The organism is Chryseobacterium sp. FH1 (assembly GCF_000735135.1).
In the GTDB taxonomy this organism is placed as follows: Bacteria; Bacteroidota; Bacteroidia; order Flavobacteriales; family Weeksellaceae; genus Epilithonimonas.
This window is the reverse complement of record NZ_JPLZ01000002.1, coordinates 37694-60693: the sequence shown is the minus strand read 5'-3', so window position 1 is coordinate 60693 and position 23000 is coordinate 37694. Positions and strand designations below refer to the sequence as shown.

Here is a 23000-nt window from a genome sequence, read left to right as displayed (position 1 = left end):
ATTGCGATGGTGCAAAATTTCTATTGATGGACAAACGTCTTTCGCAATTGCAAAAAAGCGGGAGTGGAGCGCGGATAAAGGCGCCCAAATCATCTCAATAGTAATAAAAAAATCGCACCTTGATGATGCGATTAGAGTTATTTTAGAATTCCATTTGAACTTCCAGTTTTTCGGCGAGAAGTTTGGATACTTTGGTTTTAAGTTGTTCGATGTTAATATTTTGCATTGCATCGTTGGCGAAAGCGTAAAGCAACAAGGCTCTGGCTTCTTTCTTGGAAATCCCTCTTGCTCTCAAGTAGAACATGGCGTCTTCGTTGAGCTGTCCAACGGTACAACCGTGCGAACATTTGACATCATCTGCAAAAATCTCAAGCTGAGGTTTTGTGTCGATGCTTGCGCCTTCGTCCAGCAAAATGTTGTTGTTTTGCTGATATGCATTGGTTTTCTGAGCGATCTTGTTCACGAAAACCTTCCCGTTGAAAACACCGTGCGATCTGTCTTTGAAGATCCCTTTGTAATTCTGGTAAGATTCGCAATTCGGCGTGTTGTGGTGAACGGCCGTGTGGTGATCTACCAATTGGTCTTTTCCGATGATCGTGATCCCATTCATAAACGAGTTGATGTTCTCACCGTTGTGGATGAAATCCAGATTGTTACGAACCAATTTTCCGCCGAAAGTGAAGGTGTTCACCGTTGTCAGACTGTCTCTTTCCTGCTTTGCAAATGTGTGGTCTACGAGGTACGAAGTGTCGCTGTCATTCTGCAATTTGTGCCAGTCAGATTTTGCATTTTGAGAAGTGAAAATCTCTGTCACAGAATTGGTTAAGACAAAGGATTCGTCAAAATTGTGATGGCTTTCTATGATTTCAACTTTGGCACTTTCTTCTACGATCAAGAGGTTTCTTGTGTTGTAAAACGTATTTTCTTCTTGATTTTGAGAAATATAGAAAACGTGGATTGGTTTCTCGATGACCACGTTTTTTGGAACTCTCAAGAAGAATCCGAATTTGCAGTAAGCTGAATTCAAGTTCGTGAAAGCCAAATCTTTGTTGGCAATCGTGTTGAAATATTTGTCGAAAACTTCTTTGTAAGATGGGTCATTCAATGCGTGATTGAACGAAAGAAATTCTGCATTTCCGATAGAGATCTTGGAAAATTCTTTGTGAAGTTTTCCGTTGATGAAAACAATTCGGTCAAAGTGTTCTTCGCCCAACTGAAGCGCATCCAATTGTTCTTTCGAAATGTGATGCTCTTCTGTCGGGAAAAAGTTGTATTCCTTTTCCGTGATTTCCTTTAGATTCGTGTATTTGTACTCTTCGTCTTTTTTGGTCGGAAAACCTTTTTCTTCAAATTTCTGAAGAGCGGTTTTTCTGTCCTCGTCCAAAAATCTGTGACGAAGTGTTTCCAAAAAGTCCGAATGTTGAGTTATTGTCTGTTCAAATAAAGCCATTGTAATGGTTTGATTTTGCATCGTTTAGAAGATTAATTTAAGTTTTGAATTAGTTTAAAAGCCAATCGTAACCTTTCTCTTCAAGTTCTAGTGCCAGAGATTTATCTCCTGTTTTTATGATTTTTCCATCTGCCAAAACGTGAACGTAATCTGGCTGAATGTAATTTAGAAGTCTTTGGTAATGCGTGATCAACAAAACTGCATTTCCCTCATTCTTGAATTTGTTTACACCATCTGCAACAATTCTCAAAGCATCGATATCGAGTCCAGAATCGGTCTCATCCAGGATTGCCAATTTTGGATTTAGCATCATCATTTGGAATATCTCGTTTCTTTTTTTCTCCCCTCCAGAGAAACCTTCGTTTAGAGATCTGGAAAGGAAATCTTTTTTGATGCCCAATTGCTCAGATTTTTCACGGATCAGGCCAAGCATTTCTTTTGCACCCATATCTTCAAGGCCATTTGCTTTTCGGGTTTCATTAAGCGCTGCTTTGATGAAGTTGGTAACGGAAACGCCAGGAATCTCAACCGGATATTGGAATGAAAGGAAAATCCCTTTGTGCGCTCTTTCTTCTGGTGCATCTTCAGCAATGTCTTCGCCTTCGAAAAGGATATTTCCTTCGGTTACTTCATAATCTTCTTTCCCTGCGATCACAGAAGAAAGTGTAGATTTTCCAGCACCGTTAGGTCCCATGATTGCGTGAACCTCGCCTGGTTTGATCTCAAGATTGATTCCTTTTAATATTTCTGCGCCATCTTCAATTTTGGCGTGTAAGTTTTTGATTTGTAACATATTATTTTACACACATTTCTTTTCGTGAAATATGATTTTTTATTTTAAATTAATGATTTTCAAATTTTTTATCAATGAAAAATGTTGGTCATTTGTCACCAAAGATTTATCGTTCTCAATAGAAATTGCAGCAATCCATATATCATTTTCAGGAATTGGTGTTCCTTGCTGTTTTAATAAAGATTTTACAGAAGCATAAATTCTTGCCGTTTCTTCGGTAGAATTAATAATAGAAACATTTTCAGTAAATTTCTTTATTTGCTCAAAATGCTTTTCTTTTTTTGACGAGTTTTCTGCTCCGTAGAACAATTCTCCAACTACAAATACTGGAATTTCAAAATCAAAATTCTTCAAAAATGATTTTGTTTTTTCGTCTCCCCGAAACAAATCAATGATGATATTTGTATCTAATACATTACCACTCATTGTCTATATTTTCTGTCCCTTTCTTAATAATACTTTCGATTTCATTTGATTCTTCTTTAGACCAAATTCCAGAAAATTCTTCGATTGTAGGAATCGATTTTTTATTTTTTTTAGATAACAAAAAATCAATAAAATCATTGACCTCTTCCTTTAATGAATTGGGCAATATTTTTATCTTATTAATTAAAATTGTATTTTCCATATCTAAACTTTTTCAAATTTACAAAATTCTATCCTACTGAACCTTCCAATGAAATCTCCAATAATTTCTGAGCTTCAATCGCAAATTCCATTGGAAGCTTGTTCAAAACCTCTTTACTGAATCCATTCACGATCAATGCAATCGCTCTTTCTGTGTCAATTCCTCTTTGGTTGCAATAGAAGATCTGATCTTCACCAATTTTCGAAGTTGTAGCCTCGTGTTCCAATTGTGCTGTTGGATCTTTGATCTCGATGTATGGGAAAGTGTGTGCGCCACATTCGTTACCCATCAACAATGAATCACATTGGGAGAAGTTACGCGCTCCTTTTGCAGAAGGCATCACTTTTACCAATCCTCTGTATGAGTTTTGAGATTTCCCAGCAGAGATTCCTTTAGAGATAATTGTCGATCTGGAATTTTTACCGATGTGGATCATCTTAGTTCCTGTATCAGCGTATTGGTGATTGTTCGTCACTGCAATCGAATAAAATTCTCCAATTGAGTTATCACCTTTCAAGATACAAGATGGATATTTCCAAGTCACTGCAGAACCAGTTTCTACCTGAGTCCAAGAGATCTTAGCTCTGTTTTCACAAAGTCCTCTCTTCGTCACAAAATTGAAAACACCTCCTTTTCCTTCTTCATTTCCTGGATACCAGTTCTGAACAGTCGAATATTTGATTTCAGCGTCATCCATCGCAATTAATTCCACAACAGCAGCGTGTAATTGATTTTCATCTCTTGATGGTGCTGTACAGCCTTCCAAATATGAAACATAACTTCCTGCATCAGCGATAACCAAAGTTCTCTCGAACTGTCCGGTTCCTGACTGATTGATTCGGAAATAGGTTGATAATTCCATAGGACATTTCACACCTTTTGGAATGTAGCAGAAACTTCCGTCAGAGAAAACTGCGGAGTTAAGTGCTGCGTAGAAGTTATCGCCTCTAGGAACTACTTTTCCAAGATATTTTTTAACGAGGTCTGGATGGTTCTTGATCGCTTCGGAAATAGAACAGAAAATCACACCTTTCTCCAACAAAGTCGCCTGGAAAGTCGTTTTCACTGAAACAGAATCCATTACGATGTCGACTGCTACGTTTGAAAGCCTTTTTTGCTCTTCGATGTTGATTCCTAGTTTAGCAAAAGTTGCCAAAAGTTCTGGGTCAACTTCGTCAAGACTTGCCAATTCCGGTTTTTTGGTCGGAGCTGCATAATATCTTATCGCTTGGAAATCGGGTTTTTCATATTTGATGTTGGCCCAATCCGGTTCTGTCATTTTCTGCCAGATTCGAAAAGATTCCAAACGCCATTCCGTCATCCATTCTGGCTCTTCTTTCTTTGCAGAAATAGCGCGCACGATGTCTTCATTCAGTCCAGTCGGGAAATCATCATACTCGATATCGGTATAAAAGCCCGCCTCATATTCTTTTGTTTTAAGGTCTTCCCTTAAATCGTCCTCAGTATATTTTGCCATTATATTTTTAACGCAAAGCGCGTTAAGATTTTTAAATATTATTTCTTTTTAAGCACAAAACTTAATAAAGCAAATGTCTTCGAAGTTTCTTATTTTTTAAAGACTGAAACTCTCCCCACAGCCACAAGTTCTGCTGGCATTTGGGTTGTTAAAAATAAAACCTTTCCCGTTCAATCCGCCAGAATATTCCAGGACTGTTCCTGCAAGATAAAGGATGGATTTTTTCTCAATAATAACTCTTACGCCGTTATCTTCGAATATGGTGTCTGTTTCATTTTTTATATTATCAAACTTGAGAACGTACTCCAGACCGGAACATCCGCCAGATTTTACGCCAACTCTTATATAATCTGTTGTAGGGTCAAAACCTTCTTCAGTCATTAGCTGAGCTGCTTTGGATTTTGCCTGATCACTTACTTGTATCATTATTTTTATTTAGAATGATTTGAGTGTACAAAAGTACGAACTAATTTCCGCAATCTCAAATCGATGACGTCTATTTTGATGATTTCTGAAGATGAATTGATATTCGTTTGATGATGAGAAACAGTCTGTTAATGTTAAATTGTTGTCAAAAAATGAACAATTATTAATTCTGTTGCTTCTAATAATTAACTTTGCTTGATTTTGTTAATCAAACAATCAGTCCTTAAGTTATGAATAAGCTAATTATTTTGATGTTATTTTTTTGCTTCTCCGGAAAAATGTGGAGCCAAACCGAAAGATACATTTACCAGACCGAAGTGAATCCAGATACCATCAACCTTGTGAATATGAAAGTTGAGAACACGTTTTTGGACATCAAAGGAAATCAATCATTGTTCATTAGCGAAAGCAAATTGTTGAGGGATTCTTTGACCAATGTTTTGAGACAGCAAGGTATTACGGAAATCAAAAAATCAAAAAAAGACAAATCCGAATTCCCAAAATTACCCAACGGAAAATCTATCCAGCCGACTTTCTTTGATTATTTTATCATAAAAAATGGAGAAGACAAATCGGTGAATTTTGTTGAAAGTATTGGTTCGAAGCAAATTTATTATCAGGAAGACCGAAAAATGGATTGGGAAATCTCCAGTCAGGTTTCTGAATTTAATGGCAATAAAATCCAAAAAGCAACGATGAATTTCGGAGGTAGAATTTGGACCGCTTGGTTTGCGCCAGACATCAAAATCGCTGATGGACCTTACAAATTCTCAGGTCTTTCGGGTTTAATCTTGAAATTGGAAGATGACAAAGGCGATTATAGATTCAGTTTTGTGAAGAAAATCAATATCGAAAAAGCCTTTTCTGAAACCATAAAACCGGATGCCAGAAAATCAACCAGAATTAATTTTCAAGGTGACAAAGCGTCTGTAAGAATGGAAATGATAACTAATAAAGACCCAGAAATCAACTTCGATAGTTTCAACAGAATGAATCAAAGAAATGGTGTGATGAACGGTGGATTTGGAAATCAATCTGGAATGCCAAACGGCGATATGGGCGGACAACCAGACATTCAAATGGGAAATCCTTCTCCGCAATCTCCGTCAAACAGTGGAAGTGTGATGAATTTCGGGAATACAAATCCGATTGAATTGAGAAATAGATAGCTTTTGGTGTTTTGCTAATAGCTTTAAAAATAAAATATCAGTAATAAATGAAAATACTTAAAATATTAAGTCTGCTCGCAATGCCACTTGTGATGGCTCAGCAAAGTACAAGATTCGTTTACCAGGTAACATTGACGCCGGATTCTACTAATGTGGAGAAAAAAACAGAGTCAGCATATCTGGACACAGACGGCAAAAAATCGATTTTCTACTCAGAAAATTCTTTGAAGAGAGATTCTTTGATGGAAAGAATGCGCGCCACGAGAAATTTTGATAGAACTCAATTGCAGGATTTGAGAAGCAATATGCAGTTTACGATTGAAAAAGATCTGACCAATCAAAGTTTGGTTTACAAATCCAGAATCGGAAGAGATAATTATTCTTATTCAGAAACACCTGTTTTTGAATGGAAAATCCTACCAGAAACAATTAAGATTGGAGATTATCAAACGCAAAAAGCAGAAACAAAATTCGGCGGAAGAACTTGGTACGCTTGGTTCACGCAAGAAATTCCTTTGCAGGATGGACCATATAAATTCAGTGGTTTGCCGGGATTGATTGTAAAAGTCCAAGATGATAAAGGCGATTATTCCTTCGATTTGATGCAAACAAAAAAAATCGCAGAAATACATCAACCTTTGAACCGAGGACAGATTATTGCACTTTCCAAATCGAAATATGCCGAAATGGAGAAGAAAGCACAAAAAGACCCAGCAAGTTTCTACTCTGCACAGAGATCCGGTGGCGGAAGAGGCCCTGGAGGTGGTGGCGGAAACAGACCTGGAGTGGATCCAAAGCAAATGCAGGAAATGGTGAAACGACTGGAAACCGAAGCCAAAAGCAGAAACAATCCAATAGAATTGAAATGAAAAAATCGTCCTGAGATTCGGGACGATTTTTGTTTTTTATGATTTTCTGATTTCCTTCACTTCCTCAATTTTTTCATTGAAGTAATCTGCTTTCTGCGGATGTTTCTCCGAGAGGATTTCGTAGGCTTTGATGGCTTTTGAGTAGAGTTTTTGCTCCACGTACAACTTCGCCAAAGTCTCCGTCATCAAGTGCGAAATGTCGTCTTTTTTCTCTTTCACCACAAAATTCACTTCATCCTTGAGCTGAGAGATTCGAGGATTTTTTTCAATGAATTGGTCGATAATCTTTTCTTTTACGATGATTGTTTTTTCTGGTGATTCATCAGATTTTGGTCTGTCGATTTTCAGCCAGCTTTGCCAGGTGTTGATGAAGGTTCCAACGTTGCTGTCAACAGTTTCCTTCACTTCTGGCTTGTCGAGAATTGACGGAATTTCTTTTTCTTCTTTGATTTTCGAAACATCATTTCCGAAGAAGGAGACATTCATCACTGGTCTTTCCGTTTCTTGTTTTTGAGGCTTTTCTTCTGCGATTGGTTTTTCATTAATGATAACTTCCTCGATTACTTCTGGCGTTTCGAGCTTTTCCTCAATTTTGATTTCCTGTTTTGGCTTTTCAATTTCCGCAGTTTTACCGATTAAAGCATCCGGCGTATTTGCATTGAAAGACATTGGTTTCCAGGTAGAAACTGGTTCTGCAATTTCTTCTTTTTCAATTTTGACATTTTCAACTTCCTGAATTTGATTTTCAGCCACATTCTCTTTTCGTTTTTCAATTTCAAAAGTTTGCGTGTTTTCGAAACTAATTTGATCATCACTAATTTTCTCTTCTAGCTGAGTCTCAATTTCCTTTTCAATTTCTACAGTTTCTTTCGATTCCGAAACTTCGAAAGTTTGTGTATTTTCAAAATTGATTTCATTTTCATTAATGTTCTCAGTAATGTCAGAATCAATTTCTACAACTTCTTCTGATTTTGAAACTTCGAAAGTTTGTGTTTTCCCAAAACTGATTTGAGTATTATCTATTTCGTTTTCAGAAACTTCTGAAGCTGTTGGTTCCTTGTAATCTGATTTCGAAACTGGTTTTTCTTGAATTGAATTCTCTTCCTTCTTCGCCTGTTTCTTTGGTGGATTCAAATAATCCAAATGATTTTTCGGAACCGAGAATTTCACTTGAGGTAAAAAATCTTCGATACCATTAAAACTAATATTTCCTGAAGAATCCTCATCCTGAACTTGTGTATCAGCTTTAGGTCCAGGCGCTTTTTCTTGCGGAGTTTCCAGAACTTCTTGTACCTCGAGATGTTCAGAAATGGTTTCTTCCGAACGATTTTCATCAATGACGATCAAGTTTTCTCTGACTTCCAAATCATCTTTAATTGTAATGACGCCCGATTCTTTCGTCGCTTCCATATCTACTTCCTCAGATTTCTCTTCAAGGAAATTTTCTTCACCTTCGTACAGCAAACGATTCTTTTCTCCCTCAACAACAATGAATTCTGAGTTTTTCGCCTCTTCGGTTTCGATGATCTTATCAATATCAAACTTGTTCAAAACCACAGAGTTATTTTCAAAATCTTCGGGATTTTCTAAAGTTTTTTCGATAATGTCTTCTGCAGTTGTTTTTTTGTTAGGGATTTGATTTTCAGTAACTTGCTCGGTTATGTTCGGTGCAGGCGTAACTTCTGTTTGACTGGTTTTTTGAGAATTGATAAATTGATAAAGTATCTTTTTATCAGTCGTGTAAGCTGCAGTTTTAGAAAGGTTTTCTTTATAGTTTTCTGATTTGTAGAGATTGATTCCGTAGAGATAAAGTGCGCGAATACTTTGTGCGTACGGCATTTTTTCTGATTCTGATTCCAAAATATTAAGGTCAGACTCAGTGATGATCTTTGGATTTTTTATTAATTCTAAAACTCTCGTATTCATACTTTTACCAGTTGGCGACGATGTCGTTAAAAATTTTGTTGATGATCCTCTCGTTCACAATTCTCACTTGTGCAGTTTCTATCGTGTTGATGTCCAAATCACTGTTGAAAACCGCTTCGTCACTGTAAGTTCTGTCAAAACTCAAAGTCGGATCTATGCTATTTTCGTAATGTACTTTCACCGTGATGGTCAGTTTGTTCTGAAGTGCCTGAATCGTATTTCCAGTTTCAGTCGTCGTGGGCGTTCCAATACTGGTTGGCGTGATGTTGTAATCGCTGATTTCGCCCTCGATCAGGAGATGTGGATTGTCTGTTGCGCCTTTCAAACCAGATCTTTGAAGAAACCGATTTTGCAAAGCCACTGTGAAATCCTGACTCAAACTCGGGAGATTATTTGCAGCGTTGTTTGGGAACATATTGATTTTCACTGTTTTCATTTCTGGAGCCAGTGATGAACCTGTGAATTTGTAACATGAAAACATCAAACAAGAAACAAGTAAAAATAGACATGTCTTGAAAATGCTAAGTGAAATTTGATTTTTAAATTTAGAGATCATTTGATTCTTTTTATTCCTCAAGATTGTATTGTTTTATTTTTCTGTAAAGCGTTCTTTGGGAAATTCCCAATTCGTCGGCCGCTTTGTTTCTTCTGCCTTTGTGTTTTTCCAAAGCCTTGATTATCAGATCTTTTTCATTGTTTTGAAGTGACAAAGATTCTGGTCTGCTTTCTTCGATTTCAATATCTTCCACATCATTGTAGTCGTGATCTTCGTTGTCAGAAACAATCGTTGGATGGTGGATCTGATTCTGCTGACTGTTATTATTCTCAAAATAAAGCAGAGAATTTGGACTCGTAGCCTGTTGCGTATCAGGCGTATAAATTCTGTTGATCAGATTTTTTTCCTGCAGACTGAGATCCGAATTTCCTTTATTTTTTATGAGTTCCGAAGTTAAGGATTTTAAATCATTAATGTCGCTTCGCATATCGAAAAGGATTTTGTACATAATATCCCGTTCTGAACTAAAATCAGTGGAGGTTCCAGTTGTATTGGTTTTAGAAATCACCGCAGGCAAATTCGCATTCATCGGAATGTATTCTGCCAATTTTGTGGAATTCACTTCTCGGTTTTGTTCAACCACAGTCATTTGTTCCACCAAATTTCTTAGCTGACGAACGTTTCCAGGAAAAGCATAATTTTCTAAGTAAGAAACCGCATCGTCTGTCAATTTCAACTCGGGCATTCTGTATTTTTCAGCAAAATCTATCGCAAATTTTCTGAACAAAAGATGGATATCGCCTTTTCTTTCTCTAAGAGCCGGCATATCAATCTGAACCGTATTCAAACGATAATAAAGATCTTCACGGAAACGGTTGTCGCCAATCGCTTTCATCATATTCACGTTGGTCGCGGCCACTATTCTGACATTCGTTTTTTGAACTTGGGAAGAACCAACTTTCATAAATTCGCCACTTTCTAAAACTCTAAGCAAACGAACCTGCGTCTGCAAAGGCAATTCACCCACCTCATCAAGAAAAATTGTCCCACCATCAGCCACTTCGAAGTAGCCTTTTCTTGTGGAAGTCGCGCCTGTAAAAGCCCCTTTCTCGTGTCCGAAAAGTTCGGAATCTATCGTTCCTTCTGGGATTGCACCACAGTTCACGACAATGTATGGTTGGTGTTTTCTTCTGGATTCACCGTGGATTATTTTTGGGATAAACTCTTTCCCAACGCCACTTTCTCCCATTACCAAAACTGAAATGTCGGTTGGAGCGACCTGAATTGCCTTTTCCAAAGCTCTATTAAGTGCAGGAAAATTCCCGATGATGCCGAAGCGTGCTTTTATGGATTGTAATTCTGCCATAATTTTTAATTTTTTGTACGAACTCCGATGATGGAATTCAGAAGATTTTTTGAATTTGAATTTTAAATTATATTTACAGCTCAGCAATTTGCTTTCTGTAAACTTTGTTGAAATGATGCGTATAGCCTTCCAACATTGTTTTGCCTTCATCATAAGATTTTAAGGCAAGATTTTTCAAATCCAAATAATCTTTGTTTCTAATTTTCGAAACTTTACTTTTAAAATAAATATTCTCCGCAAAATCGTAAACTTTGCTTTGTTTCTCGAAGTTTTCTAAGGCTTTGTCATATTTTCCAGTTTCGAAATACGTGACGCCCAATTGGTAATGGTCGTACAAGCCAACATTATGATCTTTGTTGGAAAGTTGATTTTCTATGATAGAAATTGCCTTTTCCTTTTGCCCAATCGCTGAATAACAAAGGGCTTTTGCGATGTGCAATTCATAATCACCATTCGCAGAATATCCCAAATATCCAGTCGGGTAAATCTTTTCTAATGCTTCAATGTCTGTTATTGCGCCTCTGTAATCACGGAAAAATTGGTATCTGCACCAAGCTCTGTAACCGAGATTTCCTTTAGGATTAAGTTCTACAGCTTTGTCAATCAGATTTTTCCAAGAAACGAAATCGCCACTTTTGAGATAAGCAACCGATTGTTCTCTGTAAGGATAATCGAAATTTGGGTCGATTTTTATGGCTTCGGATAATCCATCGAGGAACCGTTGATCGAATTGATAAAGTCTGTTGTTGTAAACAGTTTCAATCGCTTTTTCGCAAGCTTTGAATTTCACAGAATCGCCTTCCATACGGAAAACGTTACAGTTCAAAGATTGTCCATAAGTGAAAAACGCAACTAAAATCAGCTGAAAACTAAGGCAATATTTCGTTGATTTTTCCATCTTTTATTTTGAAAATTAAATATTGATAATAGTCGATTTTTCCGCCTCTTTCCTGTTTAGGAATCCAGCCCTTCAGATTTTTTGTAATTTCTAAAAGTTGAGATGTAATATTTTTATCGATTTCAATTGGTTCGTAATCGTAATTTGCTGTCAAGATTCTGAATCTGTCAGACCGTCCCATACAATTCACAATGAAACGAATTCTAATCCAAGCATTTTCCTTTTTTACATTTCCAGAATTGTATTTTTTCTGAAATTCATCTTCAATCGCAATCTTTTCACCTTCATATTGAAATCCTTTTGAGTCATTAAAGTATTGATAAATCTGATTCTCATTACATAAAATAAAATCTTTTCTATCCGTTGTTTCATCAAAATTGATGTTCCCAATGTAATCCCATTTTGAACTTTGAGGGAACAGGAAAGTTGGTAAAAGAAATATTATGTATAAAAATTTGTTCATTAATATTTTACAATTCTAAGGATTTCGGCAACATTAATAAAAAATCCAAAGCTTTAGAATAATCCAAATTTCCATATTCCAAGCCTAATTTTCTGATGTTTTGATAATAGTTTTGATGATTTTGGTAGTACATTTTTTCGCTTTGAAGAAACCATACTTTTTCGCCTAATTTTTCTGCAATGAACCATTTTTCCAACAATCTTCCCAATCTTCCGTTCCCATCATTCATCGGATGTATTTTCACAAAGACCAAGTGAATGAGCGATGCATAGAAGAAAACTTCTTCAGTATTCAGATTTTCATTGATTAAAATTTTCAATTCTGAAAGAAATTTTTTCATCTCATTTTCAACTTCAAATGGAGATGTCGCAACATATTCAATCTGACCATCATCCGTCAACACATACATGTTGCTTGTTCTCAACTTTCCCTGTAGATGGTCAGAAAGAATGTTTTTAGTTAAAATTTTATGTGCGAGAAGTAAATTTTCTTCATTCAAACGATTGATTTTTGCAAACTGATAAGCTTCATACAAATCATCAATCTTTTTGGTGTAATCTGGCTGAAACTCGATTCTGAAGTTTTTATGTTTTACAAAACTGTCCAAATCAATATCTTCACCCTCAATTTTACTTGAAAAAACTGAAGAAACTGATGTGTAAAAACTGAAATTTTCTGTAGAGATTTTCGCATCCTTCAATCTATAGAATTTCTTGGAAATATCTTTTTGGTGTTGAAGATATTCCTTAAAGAGTAATTTTTTTATGGATAGAAGGTCTGGCATTATTCTAATTAGATTCAACCGTTTCCCCCAAAAGCGTTCCCTGCGTATTGCCGTGTACGAAAACAGACACAATGTCGCCCAATTTCTGGTCTTCTTTCATATCAAACACACAAACAGCGTTTTGGGAATTTCTGCCTTTCCATTGGTTTTTATTTTTCTTGGATATACCTTCAATCAAAATTTCGTGAACTCTGCCGACGTAACCTTGCATTCTTTTTCTGGAAAGTTCGCCTTGCAAAGCAATGACTTCCGCTAGACGGCGTTGTTTTACGTCGGCTGGAATATCATCTTCCATCTTTTTGTGAGCTGGTGTTCCAGGTCTTGTGGAATAGGAGAACATATAACCGTAATCATATTCTACCTCGCGCATCAAGCTCATTGTCATTTGATGGTCTTCCTCGGTTTCGGTGCAGAATCCGATGATCATATCTTGTGAAAATGAAATATCGGGAACAATCTCTTTTCCTTTTTTAATTAAATCTAAATATTCCTGACGCGTGTGTTGGCGATTCATCAACTGAAGAATTCTGTCGCTTCCACTTTGAACGGGAAGGTGAACATAATTACAAATGTTATCGTGCTTTGCAATCATTCTGAAAACTTCTTCCGTCATCTCGTGCGGATTTGAGGTCGAGAATCTGATTCTCATTTTCGGAACAGCAACGGCAACCATATCAAGCAACTGAGCAAAATTAGTCGCTGTCAGCTTTTGCATTTCTGATGCTTTGGCGAAGTCTTTTTTCGGACCGCCACCGTACCAAAGGTAAGAATCGACGTTTTGCCCAAGAAGGGTAATTTCTTTATAACCATTATCCCAAAGACTTTGGCACTCCTCAATGATAGAATGCGGGTCACGACTTCTCTCACGACCTCTCGTAAATGGAACCACGCAAAAAGTACACATATTATCGCAACCTCTTGTAATGGTTACGAAAGCCGTCACGCCATTTCCACCCAAACGAACTGGATTGATGTCGGCATAAGTTTCTTCTTTCGAAAGAATGACGTTGATGGCATCTCTTCCATCTTCAGTTTCTTTCAATAGATTGGGTAAATCTCTGTAAGCATCGGGACCTACGACCAAATCGACGAGTTGTTCTTCCTCTAAGAATTTAGTTTTCAATCGTTCCGCCATACAACCTAAAACGCCGACCGTCATATTTGGACGTTCTTTTTTCAGATTTTTGAATTGCGCCAGACGCATTCTCACGGTTTGTTCAGCTTTCTCGCGGATGGAGCAAGTATTCAATAAAATCAAATCTGCTTCTTCCACGTTCAAAGTGGTGTTGTAGCCTTGCTCGTTGAGGATGGATGCAACAATCTCAGAATCAGAGAAATTCATCTGACAGCCGTAGCTTTCTAAGAACAGTTTTTTGCCGTTTTCAGGTTTTTCGAGAATGGCAAATGCTTCGCCTTGTTTGGTTTCGTCTATATATTTTTCTTGCACAATAAACAGTTTAAGGTTCCGAGTTTCAAGTTTTGGATTTTAAGTTAAAAACTTTGAACCAAGAACTTATAACTTTGAACGAATGAGTTCGCAAAGATACAAAATATTGTGACAGAATGGCAGGGATTGAAATTATTCCAGAATTGAAAATGTCGTTGTTTTTTTGATAAAATTAATCATGATCCGCGTGTTCCGATGAAAAATTAATATCAAAAATAATATTAGAACTTACAGGAACACCGTTTTGAATTGCTGGTTTCCATTTTTTCTTGAGTCTTTTCATTGCGAAGTTCATATCTTGTTTGAACTCTTCATCGTATTTTACTTTGGGATGGATTTTCATTTCGCTCATTTTTCCATTTTTATCAATTGTAATGATGAAAGAAAATTTTCCATTCACTGCATAAGCCGTGAGATCTACATATGCATAAACCATTCTCATAAACTCATTGCGGAAAACTTCCTGTCCACCAGGATATTCTGCTTTGGAATTGATAAGTGTTTTTTCTTGTGGTGTTTCGGTTTGAGAATAGTAAGCGGTGCTGAAGGACAGCGCAATCATTAATAAGAGATGTTTCATTTTAATTTTAAAAGTTTTTTTCAAATATATAAAAATGATGCTGGAAATGAATTGCTATCACTTTAATATCGGACATATAACATTGAATTAAAATCAGAAATAGCATTAAGAATCTTTCCCCGTATAGAAATTATAATCTTTGATGATTGTATTAAGGAATTGTTTCTGAGTGATTTGTATAGAATCTGGCTCTAATTTTAGAATATCTAATATCCTTTGTGTCAATCTGTTGATGATTTGACGGTCGTCAACTTTGATTGCTTTTTGGAAATTTTCTTTGATGATTCTAACGTCATTATCGGTCAACAAAATAACTTGCGGAAAGGTCGGAATGTAATCCTCTTTCAGCTGTTCCAAGATGGTGTGTGAAATATTGATATTGTTTTTCAGCGAAATCACGGCAGTTCCAGTTGCCATATCACCCAATCGCTGGTGGTTTTTTGATAACAAAGTCGTGACAAACGCCACAAATCCGAAACTTCCAAAAATATCGACCAATCGGAAAACCCAACGCATCAGGTAATCTCCAAAACTCGCCTGATAGCCGTCTATTTTCACGACTTTTATTTTCATTAATTTTTTTCCAAACGTTTGTCCTTCCATCATACTTTCTAAAACCAAAGTGTAAACGTGGATTGGAAGCGTGATCATCAGGATCAATGAGCCAATTGACCAGCTGTCCATCCCTTGAGTGAAATCTGAAAATTCCACGACCGATCGCAGGAACCAAGATAAAATGAAAATGAAAATGCCCTTCAGCAAAAGATCTATAAAAAATGCAACAATCCTTTCTCCAGCTCCAGCCAATGCAAAATTTACATTTACATTTTGTGAAGTATTAATGGCGATTTGATTCATATTTTTATTATTTTAGCCTAATGAGAGAAGTGGCTTTTATAAAGCAAAATAAAGAAAAATGGTTGGAAATCGAACATCTTATCAACGGAAAAATGAAAAAAAATCCGGATGATCTCTCGTCGCTTTACATCAATCTGATCAACGATCTTTCTTTTGCGCAAACTTATTATCCAAAAAGTAAAACCACGATCTATCTCAATTTTTTGTCTTCTCAGATTTTTCAGAAAATTTATAAGACCAAAAGAATCGAAGAAAACCGTATCAAACATTTTTTCACCATAGAAGTTCCAATGACGGTTTACGAATATCGGCGTTATCTTTATTATGCTTTTATATTTTTTATTTTGTTTGTGGGAATTGGTGTGATTTCTTCCATTTATGATAAAGATTTTGCCACATTAATTTTAGGAGAAGGCTATGTGAACCAAACTTTGGAAAATATCAAAAAAGGCGATGCAACGGCGATTTACGGCTCTGGTTCCAATTGGGGCTCATCATTTATGATCATCGTCAACAATCTTGTGGTTGGTGCAAAACTTTACATTTACGGCGTAACAGGAGGTTTGGGAACTTTATACGTTTTGATGCAGAATAGCATTATGCTGGGCGCGTTTCAGTTTTTCTTCAAGACGCAAAATGCCTTGTTGGAAAGTGCCAAAGGAATCTGGTTGCACGGCGTTTTCGAAATCTTCGGAATGGTTGTAGAGGCGATGGCCGGGTTGATTTTGGGTGCGTCTATTTTGTTTCCGAGAACTTTATCAAGGTTAGAATCTTTCAAACTTGGATTTCGAAATAGTTTCAAGATTTATCTGAGTACCGTTCCATTTACCATTTTTGCTGGATTGATAGAAGGATTCGTCACGAGATATGCGCAGACGATGCCGTTGGTTTTGAACATCGTTATCATTTTCGGAACTTTGGCTGTGATTGCTTTTTATTATTTTATTTATCCTCATATTGTCATCAGAAAACTAAACCAGAATGCAATTAAACTCGGAGGAAAGATTCGTTAATCTTATCAATAATTATTGGAGAATAGATGAGATTTAGAATTTTTCTTTTACTAATATTTTCCTTGTTCGGAACTTTCGCCTTTTCACAATACGAAGAGGCTGAGGAAGTTGTGACTGTAGATTCGATAGATTATGAGACTGTGTACATCTCGGCAGATTCGTTGCTGAAAACGAATTATTCTACAGATAACAATCTCCATCCAAAAAACTTCGCTCCAAATTTCAAAAGTAAGTACAGCGGAGACGATTTCAATTATGAGACGCTGAAGTCTAAAGAATCTCTTTTGGATTTGATAAAACGAAAAATCGCACAATTGTTCTTTAAAAACATTGATCCGAATAAAGCCAGTATTTATACGGTTAATATTTTGCGATTTTTCGGGATTGCAATCGTCGCAATTCTATTGTTCATCTTGATAAGATATTTGATGTCCAAAGACGGGAATTTCCTATTTGGAAAGAAGAATAAAAAAATTAAAATCTCAGCCCAAGATATCGAAGAAAATATCCACGAAATCAACTTTCCACAAAGCATTTTGAAATTTGAAAAGGAGAATAATTTCCGTTCGGCCATTCGTTATCATTTTCTTTATTCACTCAAAAAATTAGCAGACAAAAACCTCATCAACTTGAATCCGGAAAAAACAAACCGAGATTACCTTAAAGAACTGAAAGACAAAAATTTGCAAGAAGATTTCCGACGCGTGATCTATATTTACGATTACATATGGTATGGAGAATTTGACACGCAAGAAATTGACTATCAACATTATAAAACCTACTTCGAAAAATTCTGATCAAATCTTTATCGACTATAATTAATGACTAACCGATTCAAAATATTCGCTCCAATTTTTATCCTCATACTTGTTATCGTGGGTCTGTTGCAGATTGGCAAACAGTCGGTTTTGGATTGGCGAAAAAACTTTAATATTGAGAAGAAAACTCCTTTCGGACTTTACATTTTCAATCAGGAATCGGATCGTTTGTTTGATAAAAAATTAGAAAAAGTTGGTGTTTCTCCTTATCATTATTATCAAAAAAACAATCAGAAAAAGCCACACAACATCTTGATCATCCAAAAAGAATTGGACAAAGTTTCTTGGAAGTATATTTTGGATGAAGTCTCGAACGGTTCCGATGTGATGTGGTTTACCAACAATACAACTGCGCCATTGCGAGACACATTGGGTTTTAGATTTAAAACAGCCAGTTTCGAAAGTAATTATTATTTGCAATTGACGGATAAAAAGTTGTCAAATAACCGATTGCTGATTGACAAAATCCCAGACAACAAAGGTTTTACCTATTTTAAGGAAGGTATTGAAGTTCTTGGAAAAACATTTAGCAAGGACAAAGATGGACAGACAACTATGAATGTAGATTTCGTCAAAGTTCCATTTGGAAAAGGTCATTTTTACATCCATTCCGAGCCGCTGGTTTTGACGAATTATTATCTTTTAAATTCAAAAAACAAATATTCGGAAAGTGTTTTATCTTATCTGCCAAACAGGGAAACAGTTTGGTTTGTAGAAAATGATGCGCCACTTTCTATGTCGACGATGAGATTTATCAATAGTAATCCACCATTGAAATATGCTTGGTATTTGCTGCTTGCAAGTCTGGCGGTTTTTGTCGTTTTCAATGCGAAAAGGAAACAGCGCATCGTTCCAATTGTTGAACCTCTGAAAAATACTTCGGTAGAATTTATCCGAAGTATTGGAAATCTCTATTTGCAGGAAGGTGATTTCCACGAGATGATGGCGAAAAAAGCACAGTATTTTTTGAATAAAGTAAGAATGGATTTGATGATCGACACACATAATCTGGACGAGCAATTCATTAATAAACTGCATCTGAAAACTGGGAAAAGTAGAGAACTAATAACTGAAGCTGTTGAACTTGTGAAGAAGGGGCAGAGCCCGTATGCGAGCGTAATGAAAGAGGATTTGATAAGAATGAATAAAGTTTTGGATGATATTTTGAAATGATGGAATGTGTCGCTCCTCCGGAGCTTCGCATAGGTGAGACATTGGGCTACAAATATTTCGCTCCTCTGGAGCTCCGCATCACTGAAGGAATTTTGACTACAAACATTTAGCTCCTACGGAGCTTTAAGAGATGAATTCCGTAGAGACCAGATGTTTGTAGAAATGATAATCGCAATTAAAAAAAACTCCAATGAGTAAAAAGTTTGTACATAGATTCACAACATGATTTCAGAGTTCCGCAGAAGGGAAATTGGATAGAGAAAAAAAATGAAAAATGATATTTGAAAAATTCCGCAGGAACGAAATGTTTTTAGAAAAAACACTCCGAGGAATAAAAAGTTTGCACAAAGATTCACAACATAATTTCAGAGTTCCGCAGAAGGGAAATTGGAAAAAGAAAAAAAGAAAAAATAATAATTGAAAAATTCCGCAGGAACGAAATGTTTTTAGAAAACACACTCCGAGGAATAAAAAGTTTGTACAAAGATTCACAACATAATTTCAGAGTTCCGCAGAAGGGAAATTGGAAAGGAAAAAAAATTAAAAAATAATATTTGAAAAGTTCCGTAGGAACGAAATGTTTTTAGAAAAAACACTCCGAGGAGTAAAAAGTTTGTACAAAGATTCACAACACAATTTCAGAGTTCCGCAGAAGGGAAATTGGAAAAGAAAAAAAAGAAAAAATAATATTGAAAAATTCCGCAGGAACGAAATGTTTTTAGAAAAAACACTCCGATGAGCAAAAAGTTTGTACAAAGATTTACAACATAATTTCAGAGTTCCGCAGAAGGAAAATTTGGAAAAAGAAAAACAATTAAAAAAAATATTTTGAAAAGTTCCGTAGGAACGAAATGTTTGTAGAAAAAACAAGATTTCTAATCAAAGCTCCGGAGGAGCGACACAAAAACACAAAACAAAATGGCGAACACATACATTCAGATTTACATTCAATTTGTCTTCGCAGTGCAAGGACGACAAAATCTGATACATCCCACAAAGAGAGAATCATTGCAAAAATATATTGCGGGAATTGTTAAAAATAATAACCAAAAACTATTGTCAATTTATGCCAATACAGACCACGTTCATCTTTTGATTGGCTTCAATAGTTTGAATTTTAAAATTCCGGATTTGGTTCGTGATATAAAATCAAATTCTTCAAAATTTATCAATGAGGAGAATTGGTTTGATGGGAAATTCAATTGGCAAGAAGGTTATGGTGCATTTTCATATTCGAAAAGTCAGATTGATAAGGTCATTAATTATATTAATAATCAAGAAGAGCATCACAAAAAGAAAAGTTTTCGAGAGGAATATCTTGAGCTTTTGAATAAATTTGAAATTCAATTTGATGAGAAATATTTGTTTGAGTTTTATGATGGGTGATGTGTCGCTCCTACGGAGCTCTGTTGGGGGTAGATTCAAACTTTGCTACAAACATACCGCTCCTACGGAGCTCCGCCTACGACATTCAGATGAATTAGGCTTCGGATTAACTAAAGACATATTGCTCCTACGGAGCTTCGCCAAATTGATTAAACAGAATACACCTTTGAGGTCATAAAATATTAGAAAAACTATGGAAGAAGAATATCAAGACAAAGCCCCCGAATTCCAGTCAAGGCTGGATATGACGGACTTGCGAAATAGTCTGGAACGCGTAAAAGCAGAAATAGGAAAAGTCATCATCGGTCAGGAAAATATGATTGAGCATTTGTTGGTGGCACTTTTATCCAACGGACACGTTTTAATCGAAGGCGTTCCGGGCGTAGCGAAAACTATTACGGCAAAATTATTAGCCAAAACAATTTCTGTGGATTTCGGCAGAATCCAGTTTACGCCGGATTTGATGCCTTCCGACATTTTGGGAACTTCCGTTTTCAATGTAAAAGAAGCGGATTTCAAATTTAAAAAAGGACCGATTTTCTCAAATTTTATTTTGATTGATGAAATCAACCGTTCGCCAGCAAAAACGCAATCCGCTTTGTTCGAAGTAATGGAAGAACAACAAATCACGATGGATGGCGTAAAATATCAAATGGAAGAACCATTCTTGGTTGTTGCGACTCAAAATCCAATCGAACACGAGGGAACATACAGATTACCGGAAGCGCAACTTGACCGATTCCTTTTCAAAATTGAAGTTGGTTATCCAAATCTGGAGCAGGAAATTGAAATCATCAAAAACCAACACAACAATAGACTAGAAGATAAAACCGACGTGGTTGAAACCGTAATTTCCGGCCAGCAATTGAAACAATATCAGCAATTGGTAAAAGAAATCGTCGTAGAACAAAATCTTCTGGAATATATTGCGAAAATCATTGTCAATACAAGAGAAAATCAGTTTTTATATCTCGGAGCTTCACCAAGAGCAAGTTTGGCTTTGTTGACGGCTAGTAAGGCTTTTTCCGCAATTCGTGGTCGTGATTTTGTGACGCCGGAAGATATCAAGGAAGCATCATTTGCAGTTTTGAGACACAGAATTATTGTTTCTCCAGAGCGCGAAATGGAAGGTTTGACTGCAGACGAAATCATTCGCCAAATCTTAGAAAGCATCGAGGTTCCAAGGTAATATTTGACTTAGTTAGAAATGAAAATACTAAAACAATTATATATCAATAACAAATTCTTCTTCGCCCTCTTCGGCGTTGGAATCTGCTATGTTTTGGCGTTTTTCTTTCCTATGATGATGTGGATTGCCAATTCATTATTGATTTTTGTTTTACTGTTGATGGCGATTGATGGTTTGATTCTTTTCATTAATAAAGAAGGCATCAACGCTCAAAGAATTTTACCGGAAAAATTATCAAACGGCGATGAAAACTCAGTGAAAATTGAGATTAGAAATAATTATAATTTTAATATTAACACAAAAATCATAGACGAAATTCCCTTTCAATTTCAAAAGCGGGATTTCCTGATTAAGAAAGAGATTGAAAGCGGAAATAACACTTTTTTCGAATATATTCTCGAGCCGAAAGAACGTGGCGAATACAGTTTTGGAAATTTGAATATTTACGTCAATTCTCCTATTGGTTTCGTTTCCAGAAGATTTACTTTTCAGAAAGATGCGAAATTGGCAAGTTATCCCTCGTTCATTCATCTCAGAAAATATGAATTGATGGCGCTTCAAAACGAATTTATGCTGGGCGGAATCAAGAAAATCCGAAAATTGGGGCACACGATGGAATTTGAGCAAATTCGTGATTATGTTCAGGGCGATGACATTCGAAGCATCAACTGGAAAGCGACTTCAAAATCCAGCAAATTGATGGTCAATCAGTTTCAAGACGAGAAATCTCAGCGAATTATGATGCTCATCGATAAAGGCAGAACGATGAAAATGCCTTTCAATGGATTGAGTTTGTTGGATTATTCCATTAATGCAACAATGGCGCTTTCCCACATCATTCTGAAAAAAGGTGACCGTGCCGGAATGATGACGTTTTCAAAAAAAACTGAGAACAAAGTCGTTGCAGACAACAAATCCGGTCAACTGAAAAAAATTTCCGAAGCGCTTTATAATGTTCAAACCAATTTCTTCGAAAGTGATTTTGGAAGGCTTTATCAGGAAACGAAATTTCATCTGAATCAAAGAAGCTTAGTCTTGTTATTCACAAATTTTGAAACGCTGGATGGACTGAATCGACAGATGAAATATCTGAGAGGAATTGCCAAAAATCATCTTCTCGTAGTTATATTTTTTAAAAATTCCGAAGTTCATAATCTGCTTAATAAGAATCCTGAAAATATGCAGGAAATCTATGACGAAATCATTGCAGAAAAATTCGAGTTCGAGAAAAAGCTGATTATTCAGGAACTCAGAAAATACGGAATTTACAGTATTTATACATTGCCGGAAAACCTCAACATAGATGTCATCAATAAATATCTGGAGATAAAAGCAAGAGGAATTTTGTAAATTTGAACTTAATTTAACATAATGAAAATTACACTCAATAGAATCAACGACGATTTCCTTTTCGAATGTTCCAATGAACAAGGAAACTCAATTTTGCTTGACAATACAACTTTGCCTGGCGCAAAAGGTGTTTCGCCAATGCAATCTTTATTAATGGCAGTGGCTGGTTGTAGCGGAATTGATGTCGTTTCAATATTAAAAAAACAACGCCAAACCATCACCGATTTCAAAGCAGAAGTCGAAGGCGAAAGAGTTCAGATGGACGAAGCCAAACCTTTTAAATCCATCAAAGTAAAATTTTTCCTCGAAGGCGAAATCGACCCGAAAAAAGCCAAGAAGGCAGGAGAATTATCTTTCGAAAAATATTGCTCGGTTTCCAAAACGCTTGAACCAAATGTTGAGATTACTTACGAAGTCCACGTTAATGGAGAAAAAGTTTAA

The 23000-nt window shown here is 36.2% G+C and carries 24 protein-coding genes; 9 read left to right on the top strand and 15 right to left on the bottom strand.

From position 1 onward, the window contains the following. Positions 1 to 142 precede the first annotated feature (142 nt). The 6 genes from sufD to IO90_RS01515 form a co-directional block, all read right to left on the bottom strand. Positions 143 to 1450 (bottom strand): Fe-S cluster assembly protein SufD, encoded by a 1308-nt coding sequence (gene sufD, locus IO90_RS01540; protein ID WP_034964174.1) that lies wholly within the window; start codon positions 1448 to 1450, stop codon positions 143 to 145. Positions 1451 to 1499: 49 nt separating this feature from the next. Beyond that, entirely contained in the window at positions 1500 to 2243 is a 744-nt protein-coding gene (gene sufC / locus IO90_RS01535; protein WP_034963274.1) for a Fe-S cluster assembly ATPase SufC, read from the bottom strand. 39 nt (positions 2244 to 2282) lie between these two features. Beyond that, positions 2283 to 2669, bottom strand: a complete 387-nt coding sequence (locus IO90_RS01530; RefSeq protein WP_034963272.1) for a type II toxin-antitoxin system VapC family toxin — start codon at positions 2667 to 2669, stop codon at positions 2283 to 2285. Beyond that, positions 2659 to 2871 (bottom strand): DUF2281 domain-containing protein, encoded by a 213-nt coding sequence (locus IO90_RS01525; protein ID WP_034963270.1) that lies wholly within the window; start codon positions 2869 to 2871, stop codon positions 2659 to 2661. The genes IO90_RS01530 and IO90_RS01525 overlap by 11 nt, the downstream gene beginning before the upstream one ends. A 28-nt stretch (positions 2872 to 2899) precedes the next feature. Next, positions 2900 to 4348, bottom strand: a complete 1449-nt coding sequence (sufB, locus tag IO90_RS01520) for a Fe-S cluster assembly protein SufB (RefSeq protein WP_034963268.1) — start codon at positions 4346 to 4348, stop codon at positions 2900 to 2902. A gap of 96 nt (positions 4349 to 4444) precedes the next feature. Further along, entirely contained in the window at positions 4445 to 4774 is a 330-nt protein-coding gene (locus tag IO90_RS01515) for a HesB/IscA family protein (protein ID WP_034963266.1), read from the bottom strand. 230 nt (positions 4775 to 5004) lie between these two features. Between IO90_RS01515 and IO90_RS18235 the strand changes: the two genes are divergently transcribed. Then, positions 5005 to 5943, top strand: a complete 939-nt coding sequence (locus IO90_RS18235; RefSeq protein WP_076768748.1) for a GLPGLI family protein — start codon at positions 5005 to 5007, stop codon at positions 5941 to 5943. A gap of 47 nt (positions 5944 to 5990) precedes the next feature. Beyond that, positions 5991 to 6812 (top strand): GLPGLI family protein, encoded by an 822-nt coding sequence (locus IO90_RS01505; protein WP_034963264.1) that lies wholly within the window; start codon positions 5991 to 5993, stop codon positions 6810 to 6812. A 36-nt stretch (positions 6813 to 6848) separates the two neighbouring features. On the opposite strand, the gene IO90_RS01500 is transcribed toward IO90_RS01505, so the two are convergent. The 9 genes from IO90_RS01500 to IO90_RS01460 form a co-directional block, all read right to left on the bottom strand. After that, positions 6849 to 8738, bottom strand: coding sequence for a hypothetical protein (locus IO90_RS01500; RefSeq protein WP_034963262.1), 1890 nt, complete (start codon positions 8736 to 8738; stop codon positions 6849 to 6851). Positions 8739 to 8742: 4 nt separating this feature from the next. Next, positions 8743 to 9294 (bottom strand): LptE family protein, encoded by a 552-nt coding sequence (locus IO90_RS01495; protein WP_081871771.1) that lies wholly within the window; start codon positions 9292 to 9294, stop codon positions 8743 to 8745. 10 nt (positions 9295 to 9304) lie between these two features. Next, positions 9305 to 10600 (bottom strand): sigma-54 interaction domain-containing protein, encoded by a 1296-nt coding sequence (locus tag IO90_RS01490; RefSeq protein ID WP_034963260.1) that lies wholly within the window; start codon positions 10598 to 10600, stop codon positions 9305 to 9307. 73 nt (positions 10601 to 10673) lie between these two features. Next, positions 10674 to 11498 (bottom strand): tetratricopeptide repeat protein, encoded by an 825-nt coding sequence (locus IO90_RS01485; RefSeq protein ID WP_034963258.1) that lies wholly within the window; start codon positions 11496 to 11498, stop codon positions 10674 to 10676. Then, a complete protein-coding gene (locus IO90_RS01480) occupies positions 11470 to 11961 on the bottom strand; it encodes a hypothetical protein (RefSeq protein WP_034963256.1) in 492 nt (163 codons plus the stop codon). The genes IO90_RS01485 and IO90_RS01480 overlap by 29 nt, the downstream gene beginning before the upstream one ends. Positions 11962 to 11968: 7 nt before the next feature. After that, the gene (locus IO90_RS01475; protein ID WP_051878171.1) at positions 11969 to 12745 is read right to left on the bottom strand and encodes a Fic family protein; all 777 of its coding nucleotides are present in this window, start codon (positions 12743 to 12745) and stop codon (positions 11969 to 11971) included. Positions 12746 to 12749: 4 nt separating this feature from the next. After that, the gene (gene miaB / locus IO90_RS01470) at positions 12750 to 14192 is read right to left on the bottom strand and encodes a tRNA (N6-isopentenyl adenosine(37)-C2)-methylthiotransferase MiaB (RefSeq protein ID WP_034963255.1); all 1443 of its coding nucleotides are present in this window, start codon (positions 14190 to 14192) and stop codon (positions 12750 to 12752) included. 172 nt (positions 14193 to 14364) lie between these two features. After that, positions 14365 to 14772: a hypothetical protein gene (locus tag IO90_RS01465; RefSeq protein WP_131450800.1), complete on the bottom strand. Its 408-nt coding sequence runs from the start codon at positions 14770 to 14772 to the stop codon at positions 14365 to 14367. Between the two features lie 105 nt (positions 14773 to 14877). Next, the gene (locus IO90_RS01460; RefSeq protein ID WP_034963251.1) at positions 14878 to 15630 is read right to left on the bottom strand and encodes an RDD family protein; all 753 of its coding nucleotides are present in this window, start codon (positions 15628 to 15630) and stop codon (positions 14878 to 14880) included. A gap of 20 nt (positions 15631 to 15650) precedes the next feature. On the opposite strand from IO90_RS01460, the gene IO90_RS01455 reads away from it, so the two are divergent. The 7 genes from IO90_RS01455 (at position 15651) to IO90_RS01425 (ending at position 23000) form a co-directional block, all read left to right on the top strand. Further along, entirely contained in the window at positions 15651 to 16643 is a 993-nt protein-coding gene (locus IO90_RS01455; RefSeq protein WP_034963249.1) for a stage II sporulation protein M, read from the top strand. A gap of 26 nt (positions 16644 to 16669) precedes the next feature. Continuing rightward, positions 16670 to 17440 (top strand): hypothetical protein, encoded by a 771-nt coding sequence (locus IO90_RS01450; protein WP_034963247.1) that lies wholly within the window; start codon positions 16670 to 16672, stop codon positions 17438 to 17440. A gap of 24 nt (positions 17441 to 17464) precedes the next feature. Continuing rightward, positions 17465 to 18634 (top strand): hypothetical protein, encoded by a 1170-nt coding sequence (locus tag IO90_RS01445; RefSeq protein ID WP_034963245.1) that lies wholly within the window; start codon positions 17465 to 17467, stop codon positions 18632 to 18634. A 918-nt stretch (positions 18635 to 19552) separates the two neighbouring features. Beyond that, positions 19553 to 20020 (top strand): IS200/IS605 family transposase, encoded by a 468-nt coding sequence (tnpA, locus tag IO90_RS01440; protein WP_034963243.1) that lies wholly within the window; start codon positions 19553 to 19555, stop codon positions 20018 to 20020. 244 nt (positions 20021 to 20264) lie between these two features. Further along, positions 20265 to 21209, top strand: a complete 945-nt coding sequence (locus IO90_RS01435) for an AAA family ATPase (protein WP_410492583.1) — start codon at positions 20265 to 20267, stop codon at positions 21207 to 21209. A gap of 18 nt (positions 21210 to 21227) precedes the next feature. Further along, positions 21228 to 22559: a DUF58 domain-containing protein gene (locus IO90_RS01430; RefSeq protein WP_034963238.1), complete on the top strand. Its 1332-nt coding sequence runs from the start codon at positions 21228 to 21230 to the stop codon at positions 22557 to 22559. 21 nt (positions 22560 to 22580) lie between these two features. Further along, positions 22581 to 23000, top strand: a complete 420-nt coding sequence (locus IO90_RS01425) for an OsmC family protein (RefSeq protein ID WP_034963236.1) — start codon at positions 22581 to 22583, stop codon at positions 22998 to 23000.